The sequence below is a fragment of the Pseudopedobacter beijingensis genome (assembly GCF_042678145.1).
In the GTDB taxonomy this organism is placed as follows: Bacteria; Bacteroidota; Bacteroidia; order Sphingobacteriales; family Sphingobacteriaceae; genus Pseudopedobacter; species Pseudopedobacter beijingensis.
Genome location: NZ_JBHUDG010000001.1, coordinates 168,229 through 180,721, shown reverse-complemented (window position 1 = coordinate 180,721; position 12,493 = coordinate 168,229). Strand labels below are relative to the sequence as shown.

Below are 12,493 nucleotides of genomic sequence, written 5' to 3'. Positions count from 1 at the left end.
AAAATGGCAGGAAATTCATTCGGAGAAGTTTTTAGAATTACGACTTTTGGAGAGTCTCACGGTAAAGCTATTGGGGTTATTATTGATGGATGTCCGCCAAATGTTACTGTTGATGAAGATTTTATCCAAAACGAATTGGATAAACGTAAACCTGGTCAATCAAAAATCACTACGCAAAGAAAAGAATCCGACACTTGTCAGATTTTGTCTGGTGTTTTTGAAGGAAAAACGACAGGTACTCCTATTGCAATTGTAATTCCTAACGAAGATCAGAAATCCAAAGATTACGATCATAATAAAGACGTTTTCAGGCCTTCACATGCCGATTACGTTTACCAACAAAAATACGGAATAAGAGACCATCGTGGTGGTGGCCGCTCTTCTGCAAGAGAAACCGCAGCACGTGTCGCCGCCGGAGCTATTGCTAAACTGGCATTGAAACAGCTAGGCATCGAAATAGCGGCTCACGTTTCCTCTGTTGGAACAATAGATGCCCCACATGTTGATATTTCTTCAGTTTCAGAATTTGAAGCTTTAAGAGAAAGTAATATTACAAGATGTGCCGATCCGGCTACTGCAAACGAAATGATTACTTTAATTGATTCGGTAAGAAAAGCTGGTGATACCATAGGTGGCAAAGTTTCCTGTACTATTAAAAATTGCCCCGTTGGATTAGGTGAGCCTGTGTTTGATAAATTACATGCAGATTTAGGCAAAGCAATGCTAAGCATCAATGCTGTACATGGTTTTGATTATGGTTCAGGTTTCGATGGTTCTTCCATGAGAGGTTCTGAACATAATGATATCTTTGATGTAGATTCCAATGGAAAGGTAATTACCAGAACTAATTTTTCAGGCGGTATCCAAGGCGGTATTTCTAACGGAATGGATATCAATTTCAGAGTGGCTTTCAAACCAGTTGCTACCATTATGACCAATCAACAAACCATCAATAAAGATGGACAGATTGATGAAATCAAAGGTAAGGGCCGCCATGATCCTTGTGTGGTTCCAAGAGCCGTTGCTATTGTAGAAGCTATGGCTGCTTTAGTGGTGCTGGATCATTATTTGAGGAATAAAGTTTATTTGTAATAATTCAGAGACACATAAGAACTAAAAAGATAAAAACTCCGTTCATAAGAAATGACGGAGTTTTTTTGTATGCTTTCCTTCTATAGGATATATGATTACGTTCCATATTTTTATGTCTCTAAAAAACATAAAAAGGCTAAAATCACATAAAATCCCCGAACATTAACCTTGCAAATTTAAAGTCTATATTTAAATTTGCAAGGTTAACAACATAACAACCTTGCAAATTTAAATATTATACTTAATTTTGTAAGGATGATATTTAGAGAAGCAGAAGCAGAAATAAAGGAATTATTTGACCAATTCCCGGCTGTGGGTATCCTTGGACCACGTCAGATTGGTAAAACCACCCTGGCATTACAAATAGCAGAATCCATCTCTCCTGAACCTATTTATCTGGATTTGGAATCTCCCTCTGATCTTGCCAAATTAACAGAGCCCGAATTGTATTTCAACGAACATAGCAATCGTGTAATTATTTTGGACGAAATACAGCGAGTACCCGAACTATTTGCTCCTTTGAGGAGTATCATTGATAAAAGAAAACGTGAAGGAAAAAAAAGCGGCCAGTTTCTTATTCTGGGTTCTGCTTCACTGGAATTGTTAAAGCAATCTTCTGAAAGTCTTGCAGGAAGAATAGCCTACAAAACATTATCTGGTTTAAAGCCTACTGAGCTCGAAAATGACAACAATAATAGGTTATGGCTACGGGGAGGTTTTCCAGACAGTTATCTCGCAAAAGATGATAATAGCAGCTTCAACTGGCGTCAGAACTTTATCGCTACTTACCTGGAAAGGGACATACCCCAGTTTGGCATTCGTATTCCGGCATCTTCATTACGTCAGTTTTGGACTATGTTAGCCCATATACAGGGTGGAATCTTAAACCTAAGCACACTTGCCAAAGGGTTAGGAAACAGTGTTCCCACGATTAGCCGTTATCTCGATCTATTGAACGATTTATTCCTGATCAGAAAATTGCAACCCTGGGCTTCCAATGCGGGCAAAAGATTGGTTAAATCACCAAAAGTCTACATTCGGGACAGCGGGTTAACACATGCGCTCCTCAGGATTAAAAATCTGGAAGAATTATCAGGTAATCCTATCATTGGCGGAAGCTGGGAGGGTTTTATTATTGAAATGCTGATTGCAGATTTACCATCCTGGGCTTTACCTTATTTCTATCGTACATCTGCAGGTGCAGAAATAGACCTGATCATCGACGCCGGAAACAAGAAAAGAATTGCTATAGAAATCAAACGGTCACTAGCCCCTTCTATAAGCAAAGGTTTTACCATTGGCTGCGAGGATATAAGAGCTACTCATCGGTATTTCGTTTATCCCGGTTACGAACGTTTTCCTTTATCAAAAGAAGTCACAGCTATTCCTCTAAAAGAAATGATGAAGGAACTCTCGATGATTTTAAGCTTACCTTAGGTATGAGATCATGACTTGAAAAATAAAATTTATCAATAAGCAAAAAAGGCAGAAGAGTTAATAACACTATACTCTTCTACCTCTATCTTATAACCTAAAGTGACATGAATCTACTTTGAACTTATAATTGCAAACGTTCTCATATTCACTTTACTTATCCTTTTACCATTTTTAAAAGTTGCTGCTTTTATATTCTGTGGTAATTTTATATCAAAAGGTTCTATATATTTTTTGGAACTGACTGTAGGCTCCGTTCCGTCCAATGTATAACGAATCTCAGTTTTATAACCGTAGGTTTTTAAAGAAATTTTTGCTGTAGCTGAAGTGCTGTCTATTTTAGCTTCGCACCAAACATTGTAAATACTCTTTGCATAATTGGTTCCCGATTTTTCATAATTGGCAAACTCATATTCTACCCTACTTGAAAAATCTTCCCAGTTTTTTAGTCGCGGAGATGTCCACGCCACTTCGGCAACTGCCGCTACTCTTGGATACATCATATATTGTACCGCATCCTCAGAATGAATATGCTCTGTCCATACGTTTGACTGAACTCCTTTTATATACTTTCTTTCAGAAGCGTTTAATTCGTCAGGTATAGGCTCATAGGAATATACCTTTTGTATTGGCAGAATTCTACTGCTGTAAGAATAAGGCTCTAAATGAGGTTCTCCCTGATAGAAATCAAGATACATGAATTCGCTGGGGCTCATTACGACGTCATGCTTTTGCCTGGCTGCTTCTATCCCGCCTTTTGTTCCTCTCCAGGACATAACCATCGCATTTGGAGCCAATCCACCTTCCAGAATTTCATCCCAGCCTATTATATTCTTATTTTTTGTAAGCAAAAATTGCTCTATTCTTTTTATAAAATAACTTTGAAGTTCGTGTTCATCTTTTAAGCCTTCTTTTTTAATCCTGGCCTGACACTTAGGACATGCTTTCCAACGATCTTTAGGACATTCATCACCTCCTATATGGATAATATTGCCGGGAAATAATGCTACTACTTCTGTTAAAACATCTTCCAGAAATTTAAATGTTTTCTCGTTTCCAGCACAATAAACATCTTTTTCTACCCGCCATTGACCTGGAATTTCGAAAGGTCCTCCCGTACATGACAATTCAGGAAAAACTGATAGCGCAGCTAATGAATGCCCTGGCATTTCTATTTCGGGTACAACGGTTATAAATTTAGATTGTGCATACTTCACCACTTCTTTTACTTGTTCCTGCGTATAAAATCCACCATGGGGATTCTTATCTATGCCTCTGGGACTTCTATACATTTGTGTTTCGGAACGCCATGCTCCTTTCGTTGTTAATTCAGGATATTTTTTTATTTCTATCCGCCAACCTTGATCTTCTGTTAGGTGCCAATGAAAGGTATTCATTTTATACCTGGCCATGTTATCTATCGTTTTTTTGATGAACTCTACCGAATAGAAATATCGTCCTACATCGAGCATAAGACCTCGCCACACAAACTGAGGTTTATCATAAATTTCTACTGAAGCGATTTTTGCTTTAACGCGACTATTACCAATCAGCTGCACAAGAGATTGCATTCCATAAAATACGCCGTGGACATTTTTACCAGAAATAACAACGCCCTGTTGTCCCGATATTAATTTGTAACCTTCATTTCCTAAAGAATCTACCGCATTTTTTGTGGTTAAACTGATATAATTGTTTTTAGCGTTTACATTCTTTTGTATCACCTGAAGTTTCAAGCCTATAAGAGTAAAAATTTTGTCAGACAACTGTTCTCCTATCTGTTTTAAATCCTCTTTCCCTGGCTCTACATATATTATGGTCTGTTGATTAATTTCAAAATTGCCTGTTAAGCTTGTATAATGTAAAGGTTTAGGTATGATCGTATTTAGGGTGTCAACATTACAAACACCGTTTTTCGTTAAAAATACAAGCAGTACAAATACTGCGGTTACTATCCTCATAATCTGATTATTTAATATGGTCTTTATATTTTCTAAAATTCTTTATCCTGTGAAAGGTTAGGTAATTGGCATCGTGTTGCCTGTGTACGCCTCCGTAAGCATCGTCAAAAGCCGTTCGGGAAACGAAGATTATATTCTTCCTGCCTTCAAATTGCCAGTCTACGTATTGAAAACCATGCTTATTCATATCTTCGTGATGAAGGATATACCTGTGTATCTTCCAGCTTCGCAGATCGTCTGATGAGCATAGCGCAATGGTGTTCCTGATCTTTCCGGTATCTTTTATTTTCATCAGATCAGGAGCTATAACATTAGAAAGTGTCCAGTATAAGTTTGTTGTGCTGTCATATCGAATGGTAAACTTTTTAGACCCTCCCGGAAAATCTATAAAATCTTTACTCTCGTCAAATGTAACTGTCGAACCATCATCAGCAACCTTAACTATTGCCGCTTTCTCTATACCTTCAACACTTGTGCTTACTCTTAGCACATTCACAACTTTATCTTGTTTATCTAATACTGCGTTTCCTTCTAACCAGGCTGCAAATTGCCCGTTTAAATAGGTTGGGTTATAGGGAAGACTACTTGCTTTTTTCCAGTTTGATGCTTTCAACAAACCGCCATTTATATCTGCAGAGACCATGCTGCTCATAAACATCTTACCCCATGCCTTTTCACGTGGGTCAATTTCTTCTATAGCCCGCCATAAACGTCCATTGTGTATAAGTAGCGGCATCGGTGCTGTATGATATTGACCTGCCAATAACAGACCTGTATTCTCATCTTTAGGCTCGGACCATGTATAGCCGCCATCCGTGGACTTTCTGATAATAAAATTTCCGTATTCCCGATCTGTTCCCAATAAATACAGCTCTCCTTTATGTTCAAAAAGATTAGACCAGAATTGCCCTTGTATCAGGCTGATTTGTTTCCATGTTTTTCCTTTATTTTCAGATTTAAAAACAGTGGTTACACCAAGCTTTCTTTCTACTGCTTTTGGGCCAAAGAAATCATGTGAAGCAATATAATCTCCATTGCTTCTGATACATATTGATGGCGAACCTATGTATTTTCCACTAGACGCAGGGCTGTAATCAACTACACTACCGGGAGGCTTTTTATACTTGTTTACCTGACTGTAACCCGATTGACATACAGTGAACGATATCAACAACAGACAAGCAAGTTTTATCTTGTAAAATCTCTTATTCAACATATTTCGCATAATCTTTCAGTATATAGGTAGTAAATCTGTTTGCATCATGATAGTTAGCAGCTCCACCCCACGACTCCCTTACCGCAAACACAATGTTATCTCCATCGAATACAAAGTCTACATATTGATATCCAACCAATAACATAGAGTCTTCCCAGATATGCAGGTTATCATCATAAAGAACCGTTTCAACTATCTTCCAGTTAATCAAATCATCTGATACTACGAGAGAAAGCACACATCTATGTCCTGCAAAAGTGGTATCTACGCTATTGTTTACAAGAGAGTAATATTTATGTGTCTTGGTATCATATTTAATAGAGAATTTTGTAGTTCCTCCGGGAAAATCTATGATATCCTGCGGATAATTAAATAGTAATTGCTGACCATCTGAAGAAAGACGTAATACTGCTGCTTTATCTGCATATGGTCTTGAATTAAACCTTATGAAATTCCACACTTTTCCATCAGGAGCCTGAACGGCATTGCCTTCTAACCAACCTGGAGCCAAAAAGTTATACGGCTCTTTCCAATTTTGATAATCGTAGGAAGTTTTATCAGTAGCCGTCCAGTTTGACGCGTCCAGCAGATCACTATTTTCCGGGGCGGAAATTAGAAACGCTTTCATCTTTGGGAACTCGTGAGGATCATTATCCTCAAAGGCTCTGTAAATTCTCCCGTTTGCTTTTAATACAGGTGTAGGTGCTGTATGGTGATTAGGAGGATTATCGTATGGGTTAGTCCCTCCCTTAAACAAAACTCCTGTCTGACTGTTGGTAGCAGTTGTCCACGTTGTCCCTTTATCCATGCTCTTGCGTATAACAATATCCCCCAAGCTATTCTTTGTTCCTATCAGATAAAGAGCGCCATTATGGTGAAAGAGTGTTGCCCACATGATATCTGAAAGTGTTGTCACTAAGCTCCATGATTTGGCACCATCTGTCGAGCGAAATATATAAGTGACCAAACCGGTACCGCTATTTGTACAGCTTGCTATAAACGTACCATCAGGCAATTTCTCTATACTCGGATTTGCCACATATTTCTTTTGTGCAGGATCCAGATATAGCAATTCCTGTCGGGTATCTCTCACATCTCTTTTCGGGGCCGAATATTTTTCTGGTAAAAAATATCCGGGCATAACGGCTACTATCTCTTTTGAAGCCTCGTCTTTAAAAGCGTTGATGTTATTTCCGTAAACTGCTAGTTTCCCCAACAAACCTTGGTATATCTGTTTATTGAGTGCTGTTGCAACCGTCTCTGAAGGGACAAATAAAGTCTCATTTTTAACAAGTACAGCGCCTTTTATCTGTACTTTCTGATTATTTACTTTGATAAAATCAGTCCCGTTTTTAATTTCTACCGTTCTGGTCCCATCAATAATTGTCATTAAGCCATTTTCTTTATCCCAATTGACATTTGCATTAAATTTTTTCGCTACAAATGATACGGGGATGTATAAATATCCACACTCAATAAATGGCATTATAGCAGCGTTATTTCCGTCGATAAAATATCTTTTATTTCCAACTATAGCGTGATTTTTATCGGCATATAAAGCGACATTATTTTGCATTAACGCACTCAGTCCGTTAACTTTTTCACGTTCTTTATCCTGGGCGCTTACTAAATTCGGATTCAGATCAGGACGGGCTAACGCATAAATTTCATCCTCATTTAGTTTTCTGTTATATAACCTTACGTCATCAATTCCCCCATTAAAAGTATAATTCCGCCCTTTAAAGCCTCCTATAAAATCGTTTACATTCTGGCTTGACACCTGATATTTATTGCTGCTAAAATTTGGTAAAGCACCTACCTTGACTGGTATCTTAGTAGCATTCAGATATAGAATAAACTCTTTGTTTGCATAATCAACAGTTGCCAGAACATGTACCCAGGTTCCCGAAAAAGTATAGTTAAAGCCATTGGATTTAAATACTTCTGTTGCAGTGCTTCGTCCACCGATTCTCAATTCTCCTTTTGGTGCTAAATACACACAAAATCCAGAGCCTGAAGCGTTAAATGTATTGAATATATCGTAACGTAAATCAGGATGATCTGTATTTTTAATCCAACAGGACAATGTAATCTGACTGGCATTATTTAGCTTACTATAAAGCTTCTTCCCCATATCTATATAACCATTGGAAGCGGATATAAAATTGACTGCCTGCCCATAATATCCTTCTGCCCATGAAGCAGCTACCAAAGTTCCATCGGCATTCGTCGAAGTGCTATCTTTAGCTGAGTTACCACTTCCTTCATTTATAGCCCAATACCCCACCAGGCCATCTTGTAAATTAACGGACTGCTGCGCATAAGACATTTGTAACATTTGCACAGCAACAAAAAAAACGGCAATTATATGTTTTAATTTCATCTTTGTTTTATTTGGATTATCGCACTGGATTCAAAAATTCCCCGAACCCAGCGCATCTTTTTATTGTTATTCTTTTACTCAGGAATAACAGCGGATTTCGAATATTCTCGCTAGTTTATCGCCATGTGTTTTTTGCACAGTGATGCGTACCTTATCCGCAGTCATTTTCTCTGGTAAGTGATGAACAAATTTTCGCTGATAATTACCCTTTACCAGGGTCTTATAAACTGATTTCCCTTTATTAAGTACCTCTATCAAAAAATCGGATACTGTTTCTGGCTGTGGCCCTCTAACCTGATCTTTCAACACCACTTTTTCTCCTGATATTCTCAAGAAACGATGTAACCCCGTATCAAACGTAAATTCTATCTGTTTCAGCGAAACGGTTTGTTTCCAATCTAACTCAATCCATGGAGCCGAACCGTTTATTTCGGCCTGCCACTGGTGTATTTGTCCATCTTTAATATCTCGGTTAATTCCATCGGTTACTTTAGATGCTTTTCCTTCCGCAGTCTCTGAAGATGCTTTTATAACTGCTTTTCTGGCTAAATCATTTTCATCGCTGTTTATTACATTCAGAATCGGCTGATCCTGACGAAGCAATATTTGTTGTAAACCGGCCATGTTTTTTTGATCTGAGCACAATATGGACGAGGTAATATTTTTACGGATACAATAACTTGCTGCTGTACCTACTGCCTGTCCCATAGCTGCACAAGTGGCCATTACCCGGGTTGAAGAAAGCGCGATATGTGAACCGCTCATATTTCTTCCCGCCATCAATAGATTATCAAAACTTTTGCTGTATAAAGACCTCATTGGTATAGGATACGGCCCTTTCAAAGGTACTGCTCTAAATGGCTTTGCAGCAGTATCGTCCATGCCTAGCGGTAAATGGTCATCTAATGCCCAACCGCCATAAGCCACCCCATCATATAGCTTTTCAGGGGTCTGAATATCTTTTTGAGTCATGATATAATCTCCCGTTATTCTCCTGCTTTCACGTTTCCCCGGAATAGCTCCAAACCAGGACAGGGCCCAGTTTTCTGAATCGGGATGATTACCCGAGTTTTTAATATAATCCCAAACTCCAAATAGCACAGCCATTAAATCGTGTCTTATTTTTTGTCCGTCTTTAATAATATCTTCTACACCTCCTAATTCTAACCACCAGTAACCATATTCGTATGACACAATTTTTCGGTGCTGAAAATCTTTTAAAGTATACTTTCTTGCCCATGATGGCGCTTTAAATGGCATTGGTTTATCGTGTTGCTCAGCCATAAATAACAAGCTGTTTCCCATCGTGATATCATCAGGTTTTTCATGTCCTAATGACTCGCCCCATTTTGATTTTGCCTCTCTCCCGGTCATGAACTCAGCTCCAGCCAATGCAGCCAGGGTCCCATCTCCTGTACAATCAATAAAATATTTAGCATTAACATCATACAACTCTTCTGTTTGCGAGCAGTAAGCTTTTACATTTGTTATTTTTCGTCCCTTTACTTCTGCATCGTACACGCTTGCGTCAAACAAAAGAGTGATATTTGGTTCTGTAACTACTTTGTCATACAGCACATAATCAAAAATTTCATAAGATTTTTGTTGGTTAACTACTGCTTCTTCCAACATTAGCTCTTCCAGTAATCCTGTTTCTCTCCATACCTGACGCAGCACACTCGCTCCCGAAATATGCATCCGGACTTCGCTACTCGCATTTCCTCCTAATCTGGACCTGTTATGTATGAGTATCACTTTTGCTCCGTTCCGAGCCGCAGCTATGGCTGCACAAACTCCAGACATTCCTCCACCTGCAACAATAACGTCTGTCTCTATTTTACGCTTAACATAAGTTGCTTCGTTGTCTATAACGTCAACCAGCTTTTTTTGCTCTATATCTCCGTTATAAGCCATTGCCGGATTAATAAAGAACACTCCTGACCCTAGACCAATCGTCTTCAAAAAATTACGCCTGTTATCTTTCATATTACTCGTTTTGACTTTCTTTATAGTTGTTTTAATAAATCTTGTGTATATTCCTCTATGCGCTCCTGCTTACCAGAAAGAAGCGATTTAAGCTCTTTCTGCAACTGTTTTTTCAAAACCGTTTTGTTTGTTTTCAATATATCGAATGCCAAATCCAACTGCTTTCCGGATAAAGACGGTATAGCACCAATCAATAGCCTCAGATTCTTTACCGATATAGCTGAATGTGATAATTTCTCGAGAATATAAATCCTTACCGGATTTTTAAAATCTGGCATTTGTTTAAATACTTTTGCTTGCAGCTCTCCATCGGTCCATACACCATCCGGTAGTTTAGACAGTGCGTACAATGGAACAAAATCATCTTTGTCATCTAACAATTGAATCAATTGTTCTTTAAATATTTCAACCTTGGAATCTGGTATATTTTCAATCAGAAAGTATTGATAATCTCTGTTTCCGGAAAGCAATAGTCTTTTTACCTCGGCATCTGTAAATAGATTTTTTTGCGAATACGCTAAAACTTTCTGTCTGATATCGCTATTCACAAAATGCCATAGCTTATAGACAGTGTAAACTGCTCCCGGGACAATGGCTCCTTCAAAAGTTTTATTGGTTGCGCTGGTGACCGCATCAACCTTTATCAGCGAAACTACTTTTACAGTAGTGTCTACCAAATCTTCCATGCCATAATCTTTTAACAGGGATCCGGTATCTGCCAGTATTTCCTTTAATTTGATATGGTCTTCTGGTGTAAATTCAATGTGATCGAATTTTGTTAAGGTGTTTCTTTTAGTAGTTGTGTAATCTTTAAAGTTTCCCAACAAATCCCAATAGAGATCGATATTAATTGGTTTACACAACCCGTCTAAACAAACATTTCCAGTAAGATTAGCCGTATAATATTCCTTTAATCCTTCGTTATTAGTCAGTAAATAAACTTTTACGCTTTCATTTTCAGAAATAAAATCAAATACTTCTTCTTTGCTGAAGTTGGTATACCGATTTGCTTCCTGCGCATTAAGCATATCATCCGTTAACAACAGGAGGAATACAATGATCATCCTTAAAAAAATCATCCTCTTATATTGATCACATTTTGTCATTTTTCTCTTCTGTTTATTAAAGCTTATACATAAGAAGACTGCTTTCCTAATCACCAGAAGTAATTATTAATTGTTAATACTATCTCGCAAACTTTATTAAGGAATGATGTTTCCCGGTTTTTAAAGCGATAAGGTAAATTTTCCCCTCATCCAGATTACATGTTAGCTTAGCCTGATATTGACCATTATCTGATGTTATCCTTTGGTTTTGCAGCTTTCTGCCATATATATCGGAAACCATTAATACACCATTATCTTTCTGGTTTTCGTTAGCTACAGATATAAGCAACTCGTTGGTAGCTTCATTAAAAGATACTGTTATATCTTTTCCCGATTGGATAGCTGAGTTTATAGCGATAGGGCCATATTCTACAGAATTGCCATCAATATCAACCTGTTTCAGCTTGTAATAGATTGTTCTTTCTGGTGCATTTCTGTCTGTAAAAGTATATACAGACCTTGTACTGGCATTGCCTTGCGCCTTTTTTGTCCCTATAGAAACAAAAGCATTATTTTCTGCAGATCTGAATATTTCAAAATAATCACTATTCTTTTCTGATGCAGTTTCCCAATTTATCTGGTTTCCCTGAAGAGTATGGTCTCCGGTAAATGAAAGCATAGTAACAGGTAATGTTGTTGTTGCTCCTGAAACGGATAATACAACATCAGGAGTAGTGATATTGGCAGATTGCCCTATTGTAAAGGTTCTGTCTGCTGTTTGAGTTCCCCATATATATAACCTAAATGTTATGATTTTATCTGGCGAAATATTCTGCAAATCAGCCACAGTAGAAAGATCTACATCTGGGACAAACACTCCCAGATTACCGGACTCGATGGTTTCTTTCACTATTAAATTTGCTCCCAACCATTTTGGAGCAGTTACAAAACCATCTGTACTGTATGCCCATTGGTAACCAAAACTTATAGATGTTGATCCTGTCCGAAGTTTGCTTGTCAATGTGGTTAAAGAGGCCTTATATCCTGTTTTAGGTTGAAGTGTAAACTGCACATAAGTATTTGCTGTAATGGATGCTGTTCTGGTTGTAGCGGCATTTTGAGGGAACAAACTCATAAAACTTCTGGAATATGAAGTTGCATTGATGTTCAATCCTTCTCCTCTGATTAATGTTGATGCCACTATATTCGGGTCCACAATACGAGCTGCTATAGAAGATTCCTGCCCGGTTGTAGCTGTATTACCATCAGCCGCATTAAAATACCAGCCCAACAGTTCCTGAGCATTCAGATTGCCTGCAAACATTAACAGTACAAATGCAAATACTCTCTTTTTAAAAAAATAAACTTTTCTCAT

The 12,493-nt window shown here is 38.0% G+C and carries 8 protein-coding genes; 2 read left to right on the top strand and 6 right to left on the bottom strand.

The genetic code is table 11. From position 1 onward, the window contains the following. Positions 1 to 3 precede the first annotated feature (3 nt). Together aroC and ACFSAH_RS00595 are read left to right on the top strand one after the other, a co-directional pair. The gene (aroC, locus tag ACFSAH_RS00600; protein WP_379660738.1) at positions 4 to 1,092 is read left to right on the top strand and encodes a chorismate synthase; all 1,089 of its coding nucleotides are present in this window, start codon (positions 4 to 6) and stop codon (positions 1,090 to 1,092) included. Between the two features lie 255 nt (positions 1,093 to 1,347). Further along, positions 1,348 to 2,529 (top strand): ATP-binding protein, encoded by a 1,182-nt coding sequence (locus ACFSAH_RS00595; protein WP_379660737.1) that lies wholly within the window; start codon positions 1,348 to 1,350, stop codon positions 2,527 to 2,529. Between the two features lie 110 nt (positions 2,530 to 2,639). On the opposite strand, the gene ACFSAH_RS00590 is transcribed toward ACFSAH_RS00595, so the two are convergent. The 6 genes from ACFSAH_RS00590 to ACFSAH_RS00565 all read right to left on the bottom strand — a co-directional run bounded on the left by ACFSAH_RS00590 (position 2,640) and on the right by ACFSAH_RS00565 (position 12,493). After that, the gene (locus ACFSAH_RS00590) at positions 2,640 to 4,487 is read right to left on the bottom strand and encodes a beta-N-acetylhexosaminidase (protein WP_379660736.1); all 1,848 of its coding nucleotides are present in this window, start codon (positions 4,485 to 4,487) and stop codon (positions 2,640 to 2,642) included. A 7-nt stretch (positions 4,488 to 4,494) separates the two neighbouring features. Next, entirely contained in the window at positions 4,495 to 5,658 is a 1,164-nt protein-coding gene (locus ACFSAH_RS00585; protein WP_379660735.1) for a sialidase family protein, read from the bottom strand. A 34-nt stretch (positions 5,659 to 5,692) separates the two neighbouring features. After that, positions 5,693 to 8,086, bottom strand: a complete 2,394-nt coding sequence (locus ACFSAH_RS00580; RefSeq protein ID WP_379660734.1) for a stalk domain-containing protein — start codon at positions 8,084 to 8,086, stop codon at positions 5,693 to 5,695. Positions 8,087 to 8,164: 78 nt separating this feature from the next. Beyond that, positions 8,165 to 10,072, bottom strand: coding sequence for an FAD-dependent oxidoreductase (locus ACFSAH_RS00575; protein WP_379660733.1), 1,908 nt, complete (start codon positions 10,070 to 10,072; stop codon positions 8,165 to 8,167). A gap of 20 nt (positions 10,073 to 10,092) precedes the next feature. After that, on the bottom strand, positions 10,093 to 11,136 hold the full coding sequence (locus ACFSAH_RS00570; protein WP_379660732.1) for a hypothetical protein: 1,044 nt from the start codon (positions 11,134 to 11,136) through the stop codon (positions 10,093 to 10,095). Between the two features lie 121 nt (positions 11,137 to 11,257). Then, positions 11,258 to 12,493: a hypothetical protein gene (locus ACFSAH_RS00565; protein WP_379660731.1), complete on the bottom strand. Its 1,236-nt coding sequence runs from the start codon at positions 12,491 to 12,493 to the stop codon at positions 11,258 to 11,260.